The sequence below is a fragment of the Kitasatospora sp. NPDC001132 genome (assembly GCF_053598415.1).
Map to the genome: position 1 here is coordinate 24,728 of NZ_JBSFKF010000004.1, position 21,098 is coordinate 45,825.

14 protein-coding genes are annotated in these 21,098 nt (G+C 72.1%); 6 read left to right on the top strand and 8 right to left on the bottom strand.

The window, feature by feature from the left end; genetic code table 11:
- Positions 1 to 152: 152 nt before the first annotated feature.
- Both ACWDBE_RS07030 and ACWDBE_RS07035 read right to left on the bottom strand, forming a co-directional pair.
- Positions 153 to 1,322: a protein-L-isoaspartate O-methyltransferase gene (locus ACWDBE_RS07030; protein ID WP_449807430.1), complete on the bottom strand. Its 1,170-nt coding sequence runs from the start codon at positions 1,320 to 1,322 to the stop codon at positions 153 to 155.
- A gap of 263 nt (positions 1,323 to 1,585) precedes the next feature.
- Positions 1,586 to 2,020: an ATP-binding protein gene (locus ACWDBE_RS07035; RefSeq protein ID WP_449807431.1), complete on the bottom strand. Its 435-nt coding sequence runs from the start codon at positions 2,018 to 2,020 to the stop codon at positions 1,586 to 1,588.
- A 185-nt stretch (positions 2,021 to 2,205) separates the two neighbouring features.
- On the opposite strand from ACWDBE_RS07035, the gene ACWDBE_RS07040 reads away from it, so the two are divergent.
- From ACWDBE_RS07040 to ACWDBE_RS07050, 3 genes are all read left to right on the top strand, one after another.
- Entirely contained in the window at positions 2,206 to 2,994 is a 789-nt protein-coding gene (locus ACWDBE_RS07040; RefSeq protein ID WP_449807550.1) for a helix-turn-helix domain-containing protein, read from the top strand.
- Positions 2,991 to 3,248: a DUF397 domain-containing protein gene (locus ACWDBE_RS07045; RefSeq protein ID WP_449791738.1), complete on the top strand. Its 258-nt coding sequence runs from the start codon at positions 2,991 to 2,993 to the stop codon at positions 3,246 to 3,248. The genes ACWDBE_RS07040 and ACWDBE_RS07045 overlap by 4 nt, the downstream gene beginning before the upstream one ends.
- A gap of 210 nt (positions 3,249 to 3,458) precedes the next feature.
- The gene (locus ACWDBE_RS07050; protein ID WP_449807432.1) at positions 3,459 to 4,307 is read left to right on the top strand and encodes a hypothetical protein; all 849 of its coding nucleotides are present in this window, start codon (positions 3,459 to 3,461) and stop codon (positions 4,305 to 4,307) included.
- Positions 4,308 to 4,923: 616 nt separating this feature from the next.
- Here the strand turns inward: ACWDBE_RS07050 and ACWDBE_RS07055 are convergent.
- The 4 genes from ACWDBE_RS07055 to ACWDBE_RS07070 form a co-directional block, all read right to left on the bottom strand.
- On the bottom strand, positions 4,924 to 5,421 hold the full coding sequence (locus ACWDBE_RS07055; protein WP_449791736.1) for an ATP-binding protein: 498 nt from the start codon (positions 5,419 to 5,421) through the stop codon (positions 4,924 to 4,926).
- 200 nt (positions 5,422 to 5,621) lie between these two features.
- Positions 5,622 to 6,863: a L,D-transpeptidase gene (locus ACWDBE_RS07060; RefSeq protein WP_449791735.1), complete on the bottom strand. Its 1,242-nt coding sequence runs from the start codon at positions 6,861 to 6,863 to the stop codon at positions 5,622 to 5,624.
- A gap of 208 nt (positions 6,864 to 7,071) precedes the next feature.
- A complete protein-coding gene (locus ACWDBE_RS07065) occupies positions 7,072 to 8,322 on the bottom strand; it encodes a L,D-transpeptidase (protein WP_449791734.1) in 1,251 nt (416 codons plus the stop codon).
- Between the two features lie 173 nt (positions 8,323 to 8,495).
- Positions 8,496 to 9,731: a L,D-transpeptidase gene (locus ACWDBE_RS07070; protein WP_449807433.1), complete on the bottom strand. Its 1,236-nt coding sequence runs from the start codon at positions 9,729 to 9,731 to the stop codon at positions 8,496 to 8,498.
- A 180-nt stretch (positions 9,732 to 9,911) separates the two neighbouring features.
- Here ACWDBE_RS07070 and glgX point away from each other — a divergent pair, with 180 nt between their 5' ends.
- Entirely contained in the window at positions 9,912 to 12,107 is a 2,196-nt protein-coding gene (gene glgX, locus ACWDBE_RS07075; RefSeq protein ID WP_449791732.1) for a glycogen debranching protein GlgX, read from the top strand.
- A gap of 3 nt (positions 12,108 to 12,110) precedes the next feature.
- Here the strand turns inward: glgX and ACWDBE_RS07080 are convergent, their stop codons facing one another.
- Positions 12,111 to 13,538: a family 2B encapsulin nanocompartment shell protein gene (locus ACWDBE_RS07080; protein ID WP_449791731.1), complete on the bottom strand. Its 1,428-nt coding sequence runs from the start codon at positions 13,536 to 13,538 to the stop codon at positions 12,111 to 12,113.
- A gap of 232 nt (positions 13,539 to 13,770) precedes the next feature.
- On the opposite strand from ACWDBE_RS07080, the gene ACWDBE_RS07085 reads away from it, so the two are divergent.
- Both ACWDBE_RS07085 and ACWDBE_RS07090 read left to right on the top strand, forming a co-directional pair.
- The gene (locus tag ACWDBE_RS07085) at positions 13,771 to 15,630 is read left to right on the top strand and encodes an ABC transporter ATP-binding protein (RefSeq protein WP_449791730.1); all 1,860 of its coding nucleotides are present in this window, start codon (positions 13,771 to 13,773) and stop codon (positions 15,628 to 15,630) included.
- A complete protein-coding gene (locus tag ACWDBE_RS07090) occupies positions 15,627 to 17,474 on the top strand; it encodes an ABC transporter ATP-binding protein (protein ID WP_449807434.1) in 1,848 nt (615 codons plus the stop codon). The genes ACWDBE_RS07085 and ACWDBE_RS07090 overlap by 4 nt, the downstream gene beginning before the upstream one ends.
- 194 nt (positions 17,475 to 17,668) lie before the next feature.
- Here the strand turns inward: ACWDBE_RS07090 and glgP are convergent, their stop codons facing one another.
- On the bottom strand, positions 17,669 to 20,347 hold the full coding sequence (gene glgP, locus ACWDBE_RS07095; protein WP_449791728.1) for an alpha-glucan family phosphorylase: 2,679 nt from the start codon (positions 20,345 to 20,347) through the stop codon (positions 17,669 to 17,671).
- Positions 20,348 to 21,098: the final 751 nt, after the last annotated feature.

Below are 21,098 nucleotides of genomic sequence, written 5' to 3' on the forward strand. Positions count from 1 at the left end.
GCGTGCTTTCCCCGCTCCCCCCCCCCCCTCGGCTCCTCCTCCCCCGCCCCCCCGGGGGGGGCGCCCCGGCCCGGGGGGGGGGGGCCCCCCCCCCGCCCCCCCCCCCCCGCAACAGGGGCTTCACGCCGTTCAGCCGGAGGATCCGAGAACGGTCACCGCGCAGCCGGGTGCAAGCACCCGATCGGCCACCGGGGGCCGTCGTTCGGGTCGCCGTGCCAGGCCCACTGGGAGTCGGGGGTGACGGTGACGCCGTAGTCGTAGAGATCAGGGCGGCCGAGTTCCTCCCACTGGGACCAGGCGGCCACCAGCTCGTCACCGAGGCGGCGCGGCCCGCCCTGCGACAGCAGCAGCCTGCCGTCCCCGTCCGGACGGATCTCGGCCCACGAGCGGGCACCGTCGTGGACCAGGGCGGCCGCCCCCTCCCCGGCCTGGCCGGTGGACAGCACGGCGTCCGGGACGGCGACGCGCAGCGCGAACCTGAGGTGCCAGTCCTCCAGGCCTGCCGGATCGCGGTCCAGTGCCCGGCAGTCCTCGGGGTCGGTATCGCCGCGCACCTGCGCGTACGCGGCGGGCCCACTGCTCGGCTGGGCCGGAGCGTGCCGGTCGCCCATGAACTGGGCCAGCCCGTGGACCCAGCCGTGCGCGGCGGCGCCGTCGTCGGCGACGGTGAGGGCGACGTATCCGAGTCGCCCCCAGGGATAGACGATCCGTCCGCCCGGGCGCACCGCCGCCGCCCAGGACCAGGGGACGGTCTCGACGGCGTAGGTGGCGTGGAGGCGGTCGACCCGGCCGCCGCCTGGCACCCCGCCGTCGGCGCCGTCCCCTGCCGCCGCATGGACGTCGAGCCCGGCGTCCGCGAGCCGGGCCCGAGCGACGGCGGCCAGCTGCTCGTCGACCTCGGTGGTCACCACCAGGCCCGGCCCGGCTCGCCAGGCGGCCAGCGCCGCCGTCCAGCCCTGGCCGGTGCCGACGTCCCACACCCGGTGCCCCGGCTCCACCCTGAGGCTGTCCAGCATGTCCGCCACCACGGAGGGCGCGGACAGTGAGGACGACGGGCGGCCGTCGGTGAGCTGGGTGACGGCCGACGCGTCGACGCCGGAGTACAACTCGACGGCCCAGCCGTCCGGGTCGTCGGCGCGGTCGACCGACACGTAGGCCCTGCCGTTCCACCGCCACAGCCGGTCCGGCGCGAAGCGGTCGCGCGGCACGGCGACGAAGGCCTCGCGCAGCCACGGCGAATCCTCCGGCCACGTCCCTCGCCGCTCCATCTCCGCGTGCAGGCGTGCCCGGTGCTCGGCCAGGCGCCCGTCGTCGCTCGCCATCACTTCTTCTTGTGCTTGCCGTTGCTCGGCGGCGGCAGGGGGATCTTGCTATCGGAATTGTCCGGCGGCGGAGTCCCCTGGCTCGGATCCTTCGGCGGCTTCGAGTGCTCTCCCATGCTGTTCTCCTATGGTGATGAGACGGATGCGGTCGGTCGCCACCCTGTCCCGGCACCGCAGGAGGCGGTAGAGGCGTGCGGCAGCGACCGGAGGGCGCGCACGAGAAGTCGGCCCACCCGACTTCTCGTGCAGTCGGTGGGTTGGGATCAGGCGTGGGGGTCGAGCGGGGTGGGGAGGGCGAGTTCGCACCATGTGGTCTTGCCGATGTGGCCGTCGCCACGGAGGTGGGCGCCCCAGGAGGTGGCGAGGGCGGCGACGAGTTCGAGGCCCCGGCCGGACTCGTCCTCGGGGGTGGCCTGGCGGACGGTCGGGAGGTCGGAGTTGGCGTCCGAGACCTCGATGCGGAGCACGGAAGGGGTGGGGAGGAGGACGCGCACGCCGATCATCCGGTCACGCGGGCCACGGGCATGACGGCAGGCGTTGGTGACAAGTTCGCTGAGGAGGATCAGGGCGGTCTCGGCGGTGTCGACGGGCACCTCCCACTCGAAGGCCTGCCGGATGAAGCGGATGCGGGCACGGCCGGCGCTGCGGGGAAGGCGGGGGAACATCCACTCGACGAGGTCGACGGGCTGAGTGAGCATCAGAGTCCTTGGGGGTGTACGGAGGGCGTCACTCGGGAGGGCCGAGTTCGGCCACTTCACCCTTCAAGCGTCGACAGGCGGGCATAGCCTCAGGAGTAACGCGATACGTACAGCGAGAGCATGAACCGCCCTGCGACCAGGGCAGGGAGGGGGACAGGGCCGTGAGCACGCCGAAGGAAAACCCGATGTCGTGGAAGTACTGCGGCGATCAGCTCAAGCGGTGGCGTGCAAAGGCGGGCGTAACCCGGGAGCAGCTGAGCAAGGCGGCCTGCTACGACATCGAGAGCGTGCGGTCGATGGAGGCGGGGAGGCGGAAGCCGTCGTTCAAGCTGCTTCAAGTAGCGGATGAGTTGTGCGACGCGAAGGGGATGCTGCTGGCCGCGACCGACTTCCTGCAGCCGGAGAAGTTCCCGTCCTACTCACAGGGCTACACGGATGCAGAGAGCGTGGCGATCGCAATCCAGTGGTTCGAAGGGCTACTCATCCCTGGCCTGCTCCAAACCGAGGATTACGCCCGAGAGTTGCTGAGCCACAGCTGCCCACCCCTGGACGACGAGACCGTGGAAGCGCGAGTGGCCGCGCGACTCCAGCGCCAGGAAAGGCTGCATCGCTCGATGACTGTGATGTTCAGCTTCGTTGTCTACGAAGCCGCCCTTCGGTCAATGGTCGGCGGACGAGCCTGCATGAAGCGGCAGCTCCATCACCTGCTGGAGGTCGCCAAGTTGCGTAATGTGTCAGTACAGGTGCTTCCGGTCGGACGCGGCGCCTACCAGGGACTCGGCGGCTCCCTGATCCTGCTGGAGTCCCCCGAGCACGAGCACTTCGCTTACATCGAGGGTCAAGAAACCGGGGTTCTGTACGCGGACCCAGACAAGGTGAGCATCCTGAACCGCCGCCATGGCATGATCAGCCAGCAGGCACTCGGTGCCGAGGACTCAGCGGACTTCATCAGAAAGGTAGCGGAGGAGCTTTGAGCGACCACGAGTGGTTCAAGTCCAGCTACAGCAACGATCAAGGCGGCGCCTGCATCGAAGTCGCCGTCGCCTGGGGCAAGTCCAGCTACAGCGACGACAATGGCGGCGAGTGCATCGAGGTAGCCTCCTGCCCCTCCGCCATCCACGTCCGGGACTCCAAGGACAAGGCCGGGCCGACCCTCACCTTCTCCCCCGAGGCGTGGTCCGCCTTCGTCGCCTTCGCCTCCGAAGCTCAAGCCGCACAGGCCGAGTGACCCTCAATGGAATGGGTGGGTAACCACCTTCCAACCACCCCCCGTACGCAGCAGATATGACTTATCGTCACGACTTCTCCACAGGCGGTTTCCCCCTGTAGCGTGCGCAGCAACGAAACAACCCCCGCCGGTGTTACCAGCACCGAACGGGGGTCTGACCGGCACGACCGAATGCGACTCGATCCTGTGGCTACTCACGACTCTACCGCCATGGCCGCCCCCGGGTACGGCAAGCAGTCCGCCCCGGAGCAACTCCCCCGCTCCGCGACCGACTTCGCCCACCTCCCCGCCCGCGAGGCATACCTCGCCTCGCTCATCGACCACCTCCCCGACGGCGCCGCCATGGACGTCAAGACCCTCGCCGTCCTTCAGCCCCACTACGGGCAGATGGCCTGCCGCACCGCCCTCAACAGGCTCTCCACCGCAGGTCATCTGCGTCGCGTCCGGGAGCGCGTCAGCTCCAAGGAGTGCCGCTGGGTGTTCCGCACCTACTTCTCCCGCACGCCCCGCTCCGACGCCTGGTGGACGCGCTTCGTCATGACCGGCGAGACGTCAACGCCCGCCGCGCCCGATCCTCCCAAGGAGCGAACGCTCAACCGCACTTCCCCCACTTCGGCCGCCTACGCCGCCCTCGCCGGCCTCGGCCTCGCCGACCCCCGCCTCGCCCTCTCGGCCGCCGACTGCGCGGCCCTCGAACCGCTGGCCGCCGAGTGGCTGGCCCGGGGCACCTCCCCGGCCCTCTTCACTGCCGCCCTCACCGGCGGCCTCCCGCCGGACGTCCACAGCCCGGCCGCCTTCACCCGCCGCCGCCTGCTCGACAAGATGCCCCCGGAACGCCACCCACAGCCGGACCACCCCGCCCGCGTGATCGAGTGCACCGCCTGCCGCACCCCCTGCCGCCCCCAGGCCCTCCTCGGCGGCCTCTGTCGCGCCTGTCGCGGCACTCCCGCGACCCCGCCATCCCGCCGACACCTCTCCCCCACCACCGTCCACCAGCACGCCGCCCGCGTCCGCGACGCTCTCCGACGTCACAGCAGCCCAGCAGCGCGCCTTCGTTGACATGTCAGGCCAAGCTGACGCGGCCTAGATTTCGCATCAACAGATTGCCGAGACGCATGGCGGGTGGGCGTTGGCCGAACGACCCTTCCGCGCTACGCGCGGGCGGTCGGCGCCCGGCTCCACAGCCTGGTCGACCACACCGGCTCGGCCGTCACACCCGCCTGGCAGCCCGCTCCGGTCGAGGTCGAGGTCCACGGGGCCCTCCGGGAGCGCGGCACCGGCACCCGTCCCGCCGCCTGGAGCCGGGCAACACCCAGGCGGACTTCGCCGTCGACGCCGTGGTCCCTGGATCATGAATATTCACAGGCATCAGCGTGAACCTATGCGGAATCCAAAGGTGAACTAGGTAACAGGCCTTTCATTCCAAGCCATCCGGTTTGCCCGCATGCTGAGATCCGTGCGATAGTCAGAGCAGCCCAACGGCGGGCGACACAGCACGCCGCCCTGGGCCGATGACTTCGGCGGGCCCGACCTGGCACTGCCGACGCCCATCGCGCGGCACGCACCCCCTTGGCCGGCGCGATGACCTGCAGGGGCCCCCATCCGCCGGACCACGGCGAATCCGGGGGCCCTGCGTGTTTCCCGGGGAGTGCACGGAACAGCGGTTCGCCCGCCCTCAGGGCCGCTCGCGCACCTTCAGCTCGAACCAGACGCCCTTGCCGCGCGGCAGCAGGTCCGCGCCCCAGCGGTCGGCGAGGTCGTCGACGATCCTCAGCCCCCGCCCGCGCTCGTTCGCCGGCTTGGCCTCGGCGAGGATCATGCACGGCAGCGCCCGTGAGGAGTCCCGGACCTCGATCCGCAGCCACCCGGGCTTGCGGCTGACGTGCAGGCCGATGGTGCGCCCGGCCGCGTGCCGGACCGCGTTGCTGACCAGCTCGCTGGTGAGCAACTCCCCGGCCTCCAGGTGCTGGTGGAGCTCCCAGGACTCCAGGACGGAGAGCACCAGTCTGCGGGCCACCGGGCCCGACTCGGGCCGGGACGGCAGCCGTACCTCGTTGGGGGCCGACGGGTCGCGGAGTCTGCCGGAGTACAGCTCCTCCAGCTCCTCGGAGGTGAGCCGCTCCAGTGCCGAGAGCCCACCGCCCCGGACGTCGATCCAGGATGCCTCGGCCACCACTCCGGCCCCGGGAACCACTGACTGATCTGCTTCGCCCCAACCCGCCATGCGGACCATCATTGCGGAACGCAAGCAGCCGCGTACGGACAATGAGCAAACGATCACGTCGCGTCGGCATATGCCGGATGCAAGAAAGGGTCGACCCGGGCCGAATTCCGTCAAGCCCGGGTTGACCCCTCCCCCACCTCAGCGACCGGTCACCAGGTGCTCCACGGCGCGTTCCAGCCGCTCAGCCCGTTCGACGGGTCGAGCGTCTCCTTCCTCGTCGAGTTCTTCACGACCATCACGTCGCCGACCAGCGAGCCGTCGTAGAACTTGCCCATCGAGGTGTTGGCGCCGCCGCCCTGGACGTCCTTGAGGCCCACGCAGCCGTGGCTGACGTTGTCCTCGCCGAAGGTGCTGCTACTGCTCCAGTAGTTGCCGTGCACGTACGTGCCGGAGTCGGTGAGCCGCATCGAGTGCGGGACCTGGAGGTCGTACGGCGCACCGGTCATGCCGGGCAGGGTGCTGGACTGCATCCGCACCACGCCCTCCTTGGACATGACCACCATCGTCCCGTTCCAGGTGGGGTGTTCGGGCGCGCCGGCGCTGATGTCGATCTCGCTCGTCTGACCTGCCGATACGACCGTCATCTTGTGCGTCGCGGCGTCAACCGTCGAAATCTGGGACCGCCCGATCGTGAAGGGCTCGTCCCGGTCCCCGCCGTACACCCCGGGGGCGATCTCGACGCTCTTGAGGCGGTAGTGCACGACCACCTTGGTCCCGGGCGTCCAGTACTGCTCCGGGCGGAAGTCCAGCCGGCGGTCGCCGAACCAGTGGCCCTTCACCACGGTGCCGTTGTTGGTCTCGAAGCTGATGCCCCGGGCGACCTCGTCCTTGTTCGCGACGTCCTTGCTGAAGTTCACCGAGACGATCATGCCGACGCCGTACGTCGCGTCGTTGTCCACGTTGTCCGAGGCCTTGGCGAGCGCCGTCGGCGTCAGCGTGGAGAAGTCGCTGTCCGCCGTGGCGACCGCGCCGTCGGCGTCCGCAGCCATCGCGCTGACCTGGTAGGCGGTGCCCACCTCCAGGCCGGCCGTGGGCGTCCAGGAGGAGCCGTCGGCGGAGATGGTGCCGGGGACCTCCCTGCCCGCCTTGTCGTTCACCTTGACGGTGGTGAGCTTGCCCCCGGTCGCGCCGATCTTCAGCGCGTTCGGCGCCACGTCCACCGAGCCGGGCTTGGGCTCGATGCTCACGGCCGCCTTGGAGACCTTCGGCACCGTGCCGGTGGACGCCGCCGCGCTGGGCGCCGCCGCCGGCTTGGCACCGGCCGCACCCGCCCCCAGGTCGGCCTTGGCCGCGCCGCCCGCCGTGCTCCCACCGCCCCCGCCGCAGGCGGCCGTCAGCGCCATCGCGCCGCCGACCAGACCGACCGCCACCACTCTGCGTATCGACCTCAACGTCGATCCTCCCTCAGAACCCCGTGATCCCCGTGAATCCGGCGGACCCGAACGTCACACGCTCCGGGCCATCGGAAAGGTTGCGCCATTCGTGGGGCTCGTCGCCCCGGAAACCGCGGCGGCCCGACCCCAACGGGTGAGGATCGGGCCGCACGACGGCGAACTCGCCGGAAGGCCCGGAACAGCCGGGCCCGCTACCGGGAAGGGCCTACCAGGCGGCCCAGTCCACGTTCCAGCCGCCCAGCCCGTTGGAGGGCGAGACGGTCTTCTCCTTGGTGTTCACGACCTTGATCGGGTCGCCGACCATCGAGTCGTTGAAGAACTTGCCGGCGACGGAGGAGTCGCTGCCGCCCTTCACGTCCTGCATCGACACACAGCCGTGGCTCGCGTTGGTCTTGCCGAACGGGCTGGCCCAGTAGTTGCCGTGCACGAAGGTGCCGGAGGTGGTCAGCCGCATCGCGTGCGGGACGTCCTTGATGTCGTACTCGCCACCGAGACCGACGGTCTGCGAGTTCATCCGGGTGACCTTCTCCTTGGACATGACCACCATCGTCCCGCCCCAGGACGGCGTGGCGTCCGCGCCCAGGGTGACCGGCACGGTGGTGCTCTGGCCGTCCCGCTCGATGGTCATCTGGTGCGACTTGGCGTCCGCCGTGGAGACCATCGACCGGCCGATGGTGAACGGCTCGTCCTTGTCCACGTCGCCGTAGATGCCGGGGGCGACCTCGACGTTCTTCAGCCGGTACTTGACGGTCACCTTGGTGCCCGGCGCCCAGTACTTCTCCGGACGGAAGTCCACCCGGCGGTCGCCGAACCAGTGGCCCTTCACCACGGTGCCGTTGCTGGACTCGATCGTGATGCCCTTGAGGACGGCGTCCTTGTTCTTGACGTCCTTGTTGAAGTTCACCGAGACGATCATGCCGACGCCGTAGGTGGCGCCGTCGCTGATGTTGTCGTTGGTGGAGACCTTCTTCTCCGGCGTCAGCGTGGTGAAGGTGGTGGTGGACGCGGCCACCAGCCCCTCCGCGTCCTTGGCCTGCGCGTTCACCTTGTACGCCATGCCGACGGCGAGCGCTCCCGTGGGCTTCCAGCCGGCGCCGTCCGGGGTGATCGCACCCTCGACCGGCTTGCCGTCCTTGTCGGTCACCTCGACCGTGCTGAGCTTGCCGTTGGAGACGGCCACCTCCAGCCCGTTCGGCGCGACGTCCTGGGCGCCGTCGGCCGGCTGGACGGCGAGCACCGCGGCCGAGGGCTTCGGCGTCGCCGAGCCACCGCCCGCGTCCGCCGCCGGCGCGGAGGCCGCGTTGCCGCCGCCGGAACCCCCCGAGCCGCCGCCCTTGTCGTCGTTGCAGGCAGCCGTCAGCAGCAGCACCCCGCCCATGACCAGCGCCATCGCACTCCGGCGCCCGTAGCGGTTGGTGGTGCGTATCGCTGCGCCGACCGTCTTACCCGTCTTCACGGTTTCTCCCCTCCCGGTATCCACTCACTTGACGCGTTGAGTGCCCCCATGAGTTGCACCGTCCGGCCGATCTTTCCGGCCGGATTCCGGACGCGCCGGAGCAGGATAGCTAAGCCGTCCGAGTGAAACCTGAGAGGAGTCGGGTTGACGAGAAGTGAAGGTTCGGAGGAGGCCTACGGAACCGGCCGCAGCGCGCTCCCGGCCACCCACTGGTCCCACGGCACGTTCCAGCCGTTGAGCCCGTTCTGCGGCGGCACGAAGTCCCCGGAGGAGGCCTTCACCTCCAGCACGTCCCCCGGCACGGTGTGCTCGAACAGCCAGCCCGCCGGGGAGTCCTTGCTCGCCCCGCCCTTGGCGTCGGCCAGCCCGATGCAGCCGTGGCTGGTGTTGGCGGTGCCGAACACCCCGGGATCCGCCCAGTAGTTGCCGTGCACGAAGGTGCCGGAGGTGGTCAGCCGCATCGCGTGCGGGACGTCCTGGATGTCGTACTCGTCGCCCATGCCGACGGTCTGCGAGTTCATCCGGGTCACCTTGTACTTCTCCGACACCACCATCACCCCCCGGTAGGTGGAGTGGTCGGGGCTGCCGCCGGAGATCTTCAGCACCCGGACCACCTGGCCGCCCCGGCCCGCCCGGACGGTCATCGTGTGGGCGTCCAGGTCGACGGTGGAGACCTGCGCCCGGCCGACGGTGAAGTGCAGGTCCCGGCTCTGCGTCCCGAACGCCCCCGGCGCTCCCTGCACGTCCTTGAGCCGCAACGCCACCGTCACCCGGGTGCCCGCCGCCCAGTACTGCTGCGGACGGAAGTCCAGCCGCTGCCCGTCGAACCAGTGCGCGGCCACCGGCACCGGCGGGTCCGCGACGACCCGGACGGCCTTCTCCACCGCCGCCCGGTCGGTGATCGGACGGCTGAAGCGCAGCGAGACCGGCATGCCCACGCCGACCGTGGAGCCGTCCTCCGGGGTGAAGAACGCCGCGAAGGTGTGCGCCCGCGCGACGGTCGTGAACGCCGAGTGCCAGGCCGCCCTGCGCCCCTGGTCGTCCTCCGCGACGGAGTCCAGCGTGAACGCCGTCCCGAGCGGCAACGGCCCGTCCGGCACCCACCCGCCGCCGTCGGCCGCGATCGTCCCCGGAACCTCGGTGCCCTTGCCGTCCGCCAGCCGCACGGACACCAGCCGCCCCTGCGTCACCCCCACCCGGACGGCGCCCTCCGGCTGCACGTCCTGCGCCCCGTCGGCCGGCTGCACGGCGAGCACCGCCCGGGACGGCACCGGCGGCACCGCCCACGCACCGCCCTCGGCCGCGTCCCCCTCCGACACCCCCACCGGGCCGCCACAACCCGCCAGGACGACCAGACAGCAGACCACCGCCGCCACGCCCCGCGCCCACACCCGTCCTCGGCGCCGCATCCCGGGGCCCCTCCCACTGTTCACAACCGACGCCCGGAACAACGATGGCCCTCGACACGGGGACACGCCGATCACCCGGAATCCCCCGACCCACGGAAACCCCCACCGCTTCTGCCGGACGCAATCCGGGAAAGAGAAGGTGAATGGACCCGGAACACCCCGCCCAGGAAGGCCACCGCCATGGCGTCGGCACCGCACCTGAACCCCGGCAACTGGCAACCCCTGGGCGCCCGCCTCCGCACCGACCACCGAGGCCGCCGGGGCACCGACTTCGCCCTCTGGGCCGCCGGCGCCGAAGCCGTGGAGCTCTGCCTGTTCGACGAGGAGGGCCACGAGACCCGCCACCCCCTCACCGAGCAGGACGCCCAGGTCTGGCACGGTTTCCTCCCCGGCGTGCTCCCGGGCACCCGCTACGGCTTCCGCGTGCACGGCCGCTGGGACCCGTGGACCGGCGCCCGCTGGAACCCCGCCAAGCTGCTGCTCGACCCGTACGCCCGCGCCGTCGACGGCTGTTACACCTCCCACGACGCCGCCTGCGCCTCCGTCCGCAACTGGCCCGAGGCGGACGTCGCCGACACCGTCCGGGACAACCGCGACTCCGCGCCGTACGTCCCGAGATCGGTGGTCGTCCACGACGACGAACGCCACGAGGACGGCGACCGCCCGAACACCCCCTGGTCCGAGACGGTCCTCTACGAACTCCACGTGCGCGGCTTCACCATGCGCCACCCGGAGATCCCCCCGCACCTGCGCGGCACCTACGCCGGCCTCGCCCACCCCGCCGCCCTCGCCCACCTCACCCGCCTCGGCGTGACGGCCGTCGAGCTGCTGCCCGTGCACCAGTACGCCAGCGAGGACCACCTCCAGGCCCGCGGGCTCGTCAACTACTGGGGCTACAACACGATCGGCTACTTCGCCCCGCACGCCGGCTACTCCGCCTCCGGCTCCCGCGGCGGCCAGGTCGGCGAGTTCAGGCGGATGGTCCGCGCCCTGCACGCCGCCGGGATCGAGGTGATCCTCGACGTGGTGTTCAACCACACCGCCGAGGGCGGCGCCCTCGGCCCGTCACTCTCACTGCGCGGCATCGACAACGCCGCCTACTACCGCCTCCCGCCGAACCACCCGCGCGGCTACGCCGACTACACCGGCTGCGGCAACACCCTGGACACCCGCCGCCCGCAGGTGGTCCGGCTGATCACCGACTCGCTGCGCTACTGGGTCACCGAGATGGGCGTGGACGGCTTCCGCTTCGACCTCGCCGCCGCCCTGGCCCGCGGCGGCCCGAGCGGCGGCGACGCCGTCGACATGGACCACCCCTTCCTCACCGCCGTCTCCCAGGACCCCCTGCTCGGCCGGGTGAAGCTGATCGCCGAGCCCTGGGACGTCGGCCCGGGCGGCTACCAGCTCGGCGGCTTCCCCCCGCTGTGGGCCGAGTGGAACGACCGGTACCGCGACACCGTACGGGACTTCTGGCGCGGCGCCCGCCCGGACGTGCGCGAGCTCGGCTACCGCCTCTCCGGCTCCTCCGACCTCTACCAGCGGGCCGGCCGCCGCCCGTACGCCTCCGTCAACTACGTGACGGCGCACGACGGTTTCACCCTGCGCGACCTGGTCTCCTACGACCGCAAGCACAACGGGGCCAACGGCGAGGACAACCGCGACGGCACCGACGACAACCGCTCCTGGAACCACGGCGCCGAGGGCGAGACGACCGACCCCGCGGTCAACGCGCTGCGGCTGCGCCAACTGCGCAACCTGACCGCCACCCTGCTGCTCTCCGCCGGCGTCCCGATGCTCACCGCCGGGGACGAACTGGGCCGCACCCAGGGCGGCAACAACAACGCCTACTGCCAGGACAACGAGGTCGGCTGGCTGGACTGGTCACTGCTGGAGCAGCCCGGCTGGCAGGAGCTGTGCGCGTTCACCGCCCGGCTGGTCCGGCTGCGCCGGGCCCACCCGGTGCTGCGCCGGCGGGCGTTCTTCTCCGGCCGGGCCACCACCCCGGGCGGCCGGCCCGACCTCACCTGGTTCACCCCGCGCGGCACCGAGATGACCGAGGCCGACTGGTTCGCACCGACCGCCTGCCTCGGCATGCTGCTCTCCGGCACCGCGCTGCCCGAACGGGACGAGGACGGGCCGGCACCCGGCGACGACAGCTTCCTGCTGGTGCTCAACGCGGGCCACGAACCGGTGGCGTTCACCCTGCCCGGCGAACCCTGGGCGGCGCCGGCGGCCCCGTACGAGAGCGTGGTCGACACCGCGGACCCGGGCCCGGGCGGCACCGTCGTCCTGGGCGGCACCCTCGCTCCGGGCGGCACCGTCGTCCTGGGCGGGCGCTCGCTGCGCCTGCTCCGCTCCCCCGCCCAGGAGACGTAGGCATCAGCTGCCGGCGTGCCCGACCTCGACGTTCTCCAGCACACCGATCGCGTCCGGCACCAGCACCGCCGCCGAGTAGTAGGTGCTGACCAGGTACGAGGCGATCGCCTTCTCGTCGATGCCCATGAAGCGGACGTTCAGACCCGGCTCCACCTCGTCCGGGATCCCGGTCTGGGTGAGGCCGACCACGCCCTGGTTGTCCTCGCCGACGCGCATCGCGATGAACGCGCTGGTCTGCTGGCCGGACACCGGGATCTTGTTGCACGGGAAGATCGGCACCCCGCGCCAGGTCGGCCGGTGCTTGCCGAGGACGTCGACCGCGGACGGGTAGAGGCCGGCCCGGTTGCACTCCCGCTCGAAGGCCGCGATCGCCCGCGGGTGGGCGAACAGGAAGTCGGTGTCACGGCGCATGCTCAGCAGCTCGTCCAGGTCGTCCGGGGTGGGCGCCCCGGTGCGGGTCTGGATCCGCTGGTCGAAGTCGGCGTTGCTTAGCAGCCCGAACTCCGGGTTGTTGATGATCTCGTGCTCCTGCCGCTCCCGCAGGGCCTCGATGGTCAGCCGCAGCTGCTCCTCGGTCTGGTTCATCGGCTTGTTGTAGAGGTCCGCGACCCGGGTGTGCACCTTGAGGACGGTCTGCGCGACGCTCAGCTCGTACTCGCGCGGCGTCAACTCGTAGTCCACGAAGGCGCCCGGCAGCTCGTACTCGCCCCGGTGGCCGGCCGAGAGGTCGATCCTCGCCTCGCCGTGCTCGTTCTGCGCCTGCGCGGCGTCGGCGGCGAAGCCCAGCAGCTGCTCGCGCAGCGACTCGGAGCGGCCGACCAGCTCCTGGAGCACCGGCCAGGACAGCGCCATCGCGACCCCGGAGGTGCTCGCCCTCACGGTGTACGGCCAGGTGCCGCCGCCCTCGGTGATCGCCTCGTCGCCGAGGGGGTCGCCGTCGGCGAGCGAGCCCAGCACGGTCTGCTCGCCGTACTTGCCGGTGCCGATCCGGTCCACCTTCCCGTGCGCGATCAGGAACACCTCGTCGATCGGCGCCCCCTCCCGCACCAGCACGTCGCCCTGCGCGAAGTCCCGCTGCACGAACCGGCGGGCCATCTCGGCGAGCACCTCCTCGTCCTCGAAGCCGCGCAGCGCCGGCACCTCGGCCAGCGAGGGAGCGATCACCGTCACCGCGGAGCCGGTCTTGGCGAAGCTCACCCGGCCCCGCCCGGGGGCGTAGCTCAGCCGCCGGTTGACCCGGTAGGTGCCCGCGCTGACCTGCACCCACGGCAGCATCTTCAGCAGCCAGCGGGAGCTGATCTCCTGCATCTGCGGCTTCGACTTGGTCGTCGTCGCCAGGTTCCGCGCCGCGGTCGTGCTGAGGCTGAGCTGGGCCCGTACCCGCACGGTTGCGGAACCGTGACCGGGGGTGGGCTCGGTTTCGACCGTCATCCGCGCACTCCTGTCGCCTGCGTGTCCATGGGCATCCGTCAGGAGATGTAATCGGCCGACGAGCAGGCGCTCGCAAGACGCGCGCGGCGCACTCGCCCCTGCACGAACGGATGCGCGCGCCCCATGTTCGCGCCCGCACCGCCCGTTCGGGTGGCCGGTTCTCGCCTGATGCCACCGACAGGGGCGAAAAACCGGATGAGAAGTGACGGTCTCTCTGCCTACCCTCACCGCGATGGCCGAGAACAGACAAGACCCCGACGACCCGACCCCGGCAACCCCCCGAACCGACACGGACACCGCGAGAACCGCGGCCGGCCGGGCCGGGACCGCACCGCGCCACTCCACGGTCCGCTCCCTGCTCCGCCTGCGGCCGTACGCCCGCGCCGTCCGCGGCCGGCTGGCCGTCTCGGTGACGGCCGCCTCGCTCGGCATGCTGAGCACCCTCGCCGTCCCGGTGGTCCTCGGCCTGATCGTGGACGGCCCGCTCGCCGAACACGACCTGGCCGGCCTCTGGCCGCTGGTCGGCCTGCTGGTGGTCCTCGGCCTGGTCGAGTCCGCGCTGTTCTTCACCCGCCGGGTGGTGCTGGCCCGCCCGCTGGCCGGGCTGGAGACGGCCATGCGCGGGGACCTCTTCGCCAAGCTCCAGCGGCTGCCGGTCTCCTTCCACGACCGCTGGGGCTCCGGCCAGCTGCTCTCCCGGGCCACCGCCGACATGTACACCATGCGGCTGTTCCTGGCCTTCCCGCTGGTCTTCCTGGTCGTCAACTCGGTGATGTTCCTGGCCGGCACGGTGGTGATGTTCACCCAGGACTGGCGGCTCGCACTGATCGCCCTCGTCCCTGCGCTCCCGCTGTTCGTGCTCACCCGGCGGTTCGAGGCCCGCTACTCCGACGTCTCCCGGCTCGCCCAGGACCAGAACGGGGACCTCGCCACCGTGGTCGAGGAGTCCGTCCTCGGCATCCGCATCCTCAAGGCCTTCGGCCGCCACCGCTCGATGGCCGAGCGCTTCCGCACCCAGTCCCAGGAGCTGCGCGGCACCGAACTGCGCAAGGCGCACCTGCTCGCCAACCTCTGGGCGGTCATCGTCGGCCTGCCGGAGATCGCGCTCGGCTGCGCCCTCGCCGTCGGCGCCTACCTGGTGGCCCACGACGAACTGAGCGCCGGCACCCTGGTCGCCTTCCTCTCCACCGCGCTCGCGCTGCGCTGGCCGGTCGAGTCGCTCGGCTGGCTGCTCGCCTACGCCAACGAGGCGGCCACCGCCACCGACCGCTTCTTCGAGGTGCTGGACGAGCCCGAGAGCCCCGACCCCGGCACCGCCACCGAACTCGCCGCCCCGGACGGCATCCGCTTCACCGGCGTCCGCTTCCGCTACCCCGACGCCCCCGAGGACGGCCCCGACCTGCTGGCCGGCATCGACCTGCACGTCCGCAGCGGCGAGACCATGGCCCTGGTCGGCGCCACCGGCAGCGGCAAGACCACGCTCACCGCGCTGCTCCCCCGGCTGTACGAGGCCACCGCCGGCACCATCACCCTGGACGGCCGGGACATCCGCGAACTGCCCCGGCAGCGGCTGCGCGAACTCGTCGCCGTCGCCTTCGAGGAGCCCACCCTGTTCTCCGCCACCGTCCGGGAGAACGTCCTGATGGGCGCCCCCGGCGCCGGTGAGGAGCAGCTGCGCACCGCCCTCGCCACCGCCCAGGCCGGCTTCGTCGAGAAGCTCCCGCAGGGCCCGGACACCGAGGTCGGCGAGCAGGGCCTGAGCCTGTCCGGCGGCCAGCGCCAGCGCCTCGCGCTGGCCCGCGCGGTGGTCGGCGACCCGGCTTTCCTGGTGCTGGACGACCCGCTCTCCGCGCTGGACGTGCACACCGAGGCGCTGGTCGAACGGGCACTGCGCGAGGTCCTCGGCACCACCACCGCCCTGGTGGTCGCCCATCGCCCCAGCACCGTGCTGCTCGCCGACCGGGTCGCGGTGCTGGCGGACGGCCGGATCGTGGCCGTCGGCACCCACCAGGAGCTGCTGCGCGACTGCGCGCACTACCGAGAACTGATGTCGGGCGAGGCCGCCCCGGTGCCCGAACGGAGCAGCGCATGACCACCACCGCCGAACCCCTGCAGACCGGGCCCGCCGAGCCGCCCGGGGAGGAGCTGCCCCCGCCGCCCGCCGACGAGGAGGACATCCCCGTCCCGGCGGGCGCGCCCCGGGCGCTGCTGCGCTCGCTGCTCGGCCCGCACCGGGCCCGGATCGCCGTCGCGATGGTGGTGATCCTGGTCCAGCAGGCCGCGCTCCAGTCCGGCCCGCTGCTGGTCGCGGTGGCGATGGACCGCGGCATCCCGGCGCTGCGCGAACACGACTCCGGCCCGCTGATCGCGGTGGTCGCCGCCTACCTGTTCTGCGCGCTGCTCAGCCCGGTGCTGCAGTGGGCGTTCATCAAGATCAGCGCCCGGGTCAACCAGGACATCGTGCTGGAGCTGCGCGGCCGGATCTTCCGGCACGCCCAGCGGCTCGGCCTGGACTTCCACGAGCGCTACACCTCGGGCCGGATCATCTCCCGCGCCACCAGCGACATCGACGCGCTGCGCGAGCTGCTCTCCGAGGGCCTGCAGGAGCTGCTGACGGTCTTCCTGTCGGTCTGCTACATCTCGGTGCTGCTGCTGGTGCTGGACTGGCAGCTCGGCCTGGTCTCGCTGGCGGCCTTCCTGCCGCTGGCCCTGATCGCCCGCTCCTTCCGCCGTCGCTCGCGCCGGGTCTACCGGCGCTCGCGCACCTCGGCGGCCTCGCTGATCGTCCGCTTCACCGAGACCATGAACGGCATCCGCCCGGTGCAGGCCTTCCGCCGGGAGAAGGCCAACGACGCCGCCTTCGCCGTGGTCAACAAGCAGTCCGCCACCGCAACGGCGGACGGCCTGCTGGAGATCGCCCGCTACGTCGGCCTCTCCCGCGCCACCGCCAACCTGTGGACCGCCGGCGTGGTGCTGCTCGGCGCGTACCTGGTCGTGGACGACGCGCTGGAGCTGGGCGTGCTCACCGCCTTCGCGCTCTACCTGCGCCGGCTCTTCGACCCGATCGACCAGCTGGCGATGTTCCTCAACAGCTACCAGTCGGCCGCCGCGGCCCTGGAGAAGATCTCCGGCCTGCTCGCCCACGAGCCGACCGTCGCCGAGCCGGCCGAGCCCACCGCGCTGCCCGAGTCCTCCGGAAAGGGCCGCGCCGTCTCCTTCGAGGGCACCCGCTTCGCCTACCGGACGGGCAAGGAGGTGCTGCCGGTCTTCGACCTGCTGATCCCGGCCGGGCAGACGGTCGCGGTGGTCGGCGCGACCGGCGCGGGCAAGTCGACGGTCGCCAAGCTGCTGGCCCGCTTCTACGACCCGACCGACGGCCGGATCCGGCTGGACGGCGTGGACCTGCGCGAGCTGGCCACCCCCGAGCTGCGGCGCGGGGTGGTGATGGTGACCCAGGAGTCCTTCCTGTTCTCCGGCACCGTCGCCGAGAACATCGCGATCGGCCGCCCCGGCGCCACCCGCGAGGAGGTCGAGCAGGCCGCCCGCGACATCGGCGCGTACGAGTTCATCGCCGCCCTGCCGGACGGCTTCGACACCGACGTGCGCAAGCGCGGCGGCCGGATCTCGGCCGGCCAGCGCCAGCTGGTGGCCTTCGCCCGCGCCCTGCTGGCCGACCCCTCGGTGCTGATCCTGGACGAGGCGACCAGCTCGCTGGACGTCCCCGGGGAGCAGGCCGTGCAGCGGGCGATGCGCACCGTGCTGGCCGGCCGGACGGCCGTGATCATCGCCCACCGGCTCTCCACCGTGGAGATCGCCGACCGTGTCCTGGTGATGGATCAGGGCCGGATCGTGGAGGATGGCTCCCCACGGGAGCTGATCGACGGCTCCGGCCGTTTCGCCGCCCTCCACCGGGCCTGGCGGGACAGCCTGGTCTAGGGTCAGCCCGGGCCCGGCTCCAGGGCCCCACGAATGTGCCCGTCCGGGTGCGCCGTCACGCACCCGGCCGGGCCACCCCACTTGCCGAACAGGAGTACGGGCGCGACCGTCCGCGCGGTTCACGACCGGACGGCCGCCCTCCGCCCGCGCGGACGGGCGGGTGGAGGGCGGCCGTCCGGGGGACGGCCCCGGGCTCAGCGCAGCAGCCCGGCGTCCATCCCGGCCGACTCGGCCGGCAGGGCGACCAGCCCCAGCTCGGCCGGCGAGGCCAGCCGCGGATGCGCGGGCAGCACCCGGACGGTGTAGCCGAACGGGCCCGTCCGACACAGCTCCAGCGAGCCCTCGTAGCGGGTGCGACCGTCCAGGTCGGGCCCGCCGACCGGCTTGAGGGCGAGCAGGCAGGCCTCCGAGATCCGGTCCCGCTCGTCCACCCGACCGGAGACCGCCTGCACCTCGACGTCGCCCGGCTCCAGCGTCCCGAGCGCGACCTGCACCCGCAGCGCCAGCGAGCTGCCCAGCTCCTGCGCCTCGGCCGGGCAGTCCGCCTCCACGTGCTCGACCCGGACGGCCGGCCACGCCTCCCGGACCTTCGCCTTCCAGGCCGCCAGCTCGCGCGCGCCCGTGAACCGGCCGCCCGCCTGCTGCCCCGCCAGCTCCCGCTGGGCCTGCGCCGCCGGCGCGTACAGCCGTTCGACGTACTCCCGGACCATCCGGCCGGCCAGCACCTTGGGCCCGAGGGTGACGAGGGTGTGCCGGACCATGGAGATCCACTGCTGCGGCAGCCCGTCCGCGTCCCGGTCGTAGAAGCGGGCGGCGACCTGGTTCTCGATCAGGTCGTAGAGCGCGGCCGCCTCGATGTCGTCGCGCCGCTCGGCCTCGCCGCTGTCCGGGTCGAGCGCCCCGCCGCTCTCGTCGGCGGTGGGGATCGCCCAGCCGTTGCGGCCGTCGTACCACTCGTCCCACCAGCCGTCCAGGACGGACAGGTTGAGGCAGCCGTTGAGCGCGGCCTTCATCCCGGAGGTGCCGCAGGCCTCCAGCGGGCGCAGCGGGTTGTTCAGCCAGACGTCGCAGCCCGGGTAGAGGCGCTGGGCCATCGCCATGTCGTAGTCCGGCAGGAAGACGATCCGGTGCCGCACCGCCGGGTCGTCGGCGAAGGCGACCATCTGCTGGATCAGCCGCTTGCCGCCGTCGTCGGCCGGGTGGGCCTTGCCGGCCACCACGATCTGCACCGGCCGGGTGGGGTGCAGCAGCAGGGCCCGCAGCCGCTCCTGGTCGCGCAGCATCAGGGTGAGCCGCTTGTACGAGGGCACCCGGCGGGCGAAGCCGATGGTGAGCACGTCGGGGTCGAGCACCGAGGAGACCCAGCCGAGCTCGGCCTCGCCGGCCCCGCGCCGGCGCCAGGAGGCGCGCAGCCGGCGACGGGCCTCCTCCACCAGCTGGGCCCGCAGGGTGCGCCGCAGCTCCCAGACCTCGGTGTTGCCGATCCTCTCCAGGCCGGTCCAGCGCTTGGTCTCGCCGGTGGTCATCGCCTCCTCGGCGCGCTCGGCGCCGATCTCGGCGGCGCCGAGCCGCACCACCGCCGGGTCGATCCAGGTGGCGGCGTGCACGCCGTTGGTGACCGAGGTGATCGGCACCTCGGCGGGGTCGAAGCCGGGCCACAGGCCGTTGAACATCGAGCGGCTGACCTCGCCGTGCAGGGTGGAGACCCCGTTGGCGCGCTGGGCCAGCCGCAGGCCCATGGCGGCCATGTTGAAGAGCTTCGGGTCCCCGTCGGACCAGCTCTCCGCGCCGAGCGCGAGCACCTGGTCGACCGGCACGCCCGGGAGCGCGGCGTCGCCGCCGAAGTGGCGGGCGACCAGCTCGCGGTCGAAGCGGTCGATGCCGGCCGGGACGGGCGTGTGGGTGGTGAAGAGGGTGCCGGCCCGGACGGCCTCCAGGGCGGCGGCGAAGTCGAGGCCGGTGCGGTCGTCGGCGATCAGTTCGCGGATGCGTTCCACGCCGAGGAAGCCGGCGTGGCCCTCGTTGGTGTGGAAGACGTCGGGGGCGGGGTGGCCGGTGAGCCGGCAGTAGGCGCGCACCGCCCGGACGCCGCCGATGCCGAGCAGCATCTCCTGGAGCAGCCGGTGCTCGCTGCCGCCGCCGTACAGCCGGTCGGTGATCTCCCGCTCGGCCGACGAGTTGGCCTCGATGTCGGAGTCGAGCAGCAGCAGCGGGACCCGCCCGACCTGGGCCTTCCAGATGTGGGCCGCCAGGGTGCGGCCGCCGGGCAGGGCGAGGTCGACCCGGCTCGGGGTGCCGTCGGCCTCGCGTAGCAGGCTGACCGCGAGTTCGTCCGGATCGAGCAGCGGATAGCGCTCCTGCTGCCAGCCGTCCCGGCTGAGGGACTGGCGGAAGTAGCCGTGCCGGTAGAACAGGCCGACGCCGACGACCGGCACGCCGAGGTCGCTGGCGGCCTTGAGGTGGTCGCCGGCCAGGATGCCGAGCCCGCCGGAGTACTGGGGCAGCGCGGCGGCGATGCCGTACTCGGGCGAGAAGTAGGCGATCGCGGCGGGCAGCGGGGCGGCCTCGGAGTGCTGCCGGTTCTGGTACCAGCGGGGGCCGGTGAGGTACTCGCGCAGGTCGTCGGCGAGGTCGCCGAGTCTGCGCAGGAAGCGCCGGTCGGTGGCGAGCGCGGCCAGCCGGGCGGCCGGGACCTCCCCGAGCAGCCGTACCGGGTCCTCGCCGGTCGCGGCCCAGACCTCCGGGTCCACGGACCGGAAGAGGTCCCTGGTCTCGGGGTGCCAGGACCAGCGCAGGTTGAGGGCCAGCTCGTGCAACGGCTGGAGTTGTTCGGGCAGGACGGTGCGGACGGTGAATCTGCGGATTGCCTTCACGGCGTGAAGCGTAGCCTCGGCGGTCGGCCCGACAGTGCGTCAAGTGGGCTATTGGGCATCCGTTCGGGCTATTGATGAGATCGCATTCGGCGCATTGGTCTGCACGGGGGGCGCGCGAGGCGCACATTTCGGGGGCCCGCGCTACCAATACGTGAACTCTTCGGTACGGTTCCATTTCCGACCACTCATCCGGCCGGGAGAAGGCCCGAAACTACTGTCGTACCGCTGCAAAAACCTTGTCACCGGTGCGAGGATGACCGAAGGCCGTTGATGCTGTGGGGAGTACGACGACGGGTGGCGTCCCCCGCGAAGCAGCACGTCCGAATCCTTTTCGCGTTGACCGTTCCCGCCCTTCTTAGCCCATTCGGCGCTCACCGCGCACGGACGCGTGTCCTCACGCCCGGCCCGCTCGTTCACGGGTGGACCGGGTCGGCCGGGGACGCGCCCCGCGCAGGCGTGCGCCGGGACGCGCACGGGCTCCGGGGCGCCCCGCCGCCGGCTCGGCGGGCGTCGGGCAGGTTGCCGGGAACAGCGGCGCGGGCAGGCTTCCGGTCGCACGTCCTCCCCACCCAGCAGTCCTCCGGTACTCCCCCGGCCCGACCCCGGCCCGCGGGGAGCTGCCGCCGATCTCGGGCAGGAGCTTGGCATGCACGGCGACACGCGGGACCAGTCCACACCGGTGGCCGAAGGCCTCGACGCAGCGGTCGCGGAATCCGCCGGACGGATGGATTCTGACACTCGGACAGATACG

What these genes read in the sequence shown, in the direction of transcription:
- ACWDBE_RS07030 (WP_449807430.1), bottom strand. Translation starts at nt 1,322, where the DNA reads ATGGCGAGCGACGACGGGCGCCTGGCCGAGCACCGGGCACGCCTGCAC.
- ACWDBE_RS07035 (WP_449807431.1), bottom strand. Translation starts at nt 2,020, where the DNA reads ATGCTCACTCAGCCCGTCGACCTCGTCGAGTGGATGTTCCCCCGCCTT.
- ACWDBE_RS07040 (WP_449807550.1), top strand. Translation starts at nt 2,206, where the DNA reads ATGTCGTGGAAGTACTGCGGCGATCAGCTCAAGCGGTGGCGTGCAAAG.
- ACWDBE_RS07050 (WP_449807432.1), top strand. Translation starts at nt 3,459, where the DNA reads ATGGCCGCCCCCGGGTACGGCAAGCAGTCCGCCCCGGAGCAACTCCCC.
- ACWDBE_RS07070 (WP_449807433.1), bottom strand. Translation starts at nt 9,731, where the DNA reads ATGCGGCGCCGAGGACGGGTGTGGGCGCGGGGCGTGGCGGCGGTGGTC.
- glgX (WP_449791732.1), top strand. Translation starts at nt 9,912, where the DNA reads ATGGCGTCGGCACCGCACCTGAACCCCGGCAACTGGCAACCCCTGGGC.
- ACWDBE_RS07080 (WP_449791731.1), bottom strand. Translation starts at nt 13,538, where the DNA reads ATGACGGTCGAAACCGAGCCCACCCCCGGTCACGGTTCCGCAACCGTG.
- ACWDBE_RS07085 (WP_449791730.1), top strand. Translation starts at nt 13,771, where the DNA reads ATGGCCGAGAACAGACAAGACCCCGACGACCCGACCCCGGCAACCCCC.
- ACWDBE_RS07090 (WP_449807434.1), top strand. Translation starts at nt 15,627, where the DNA reads ATGACCACCACCGCCGAACCCCTGCAGACCGGGCCCGCCGAGCCGCCC.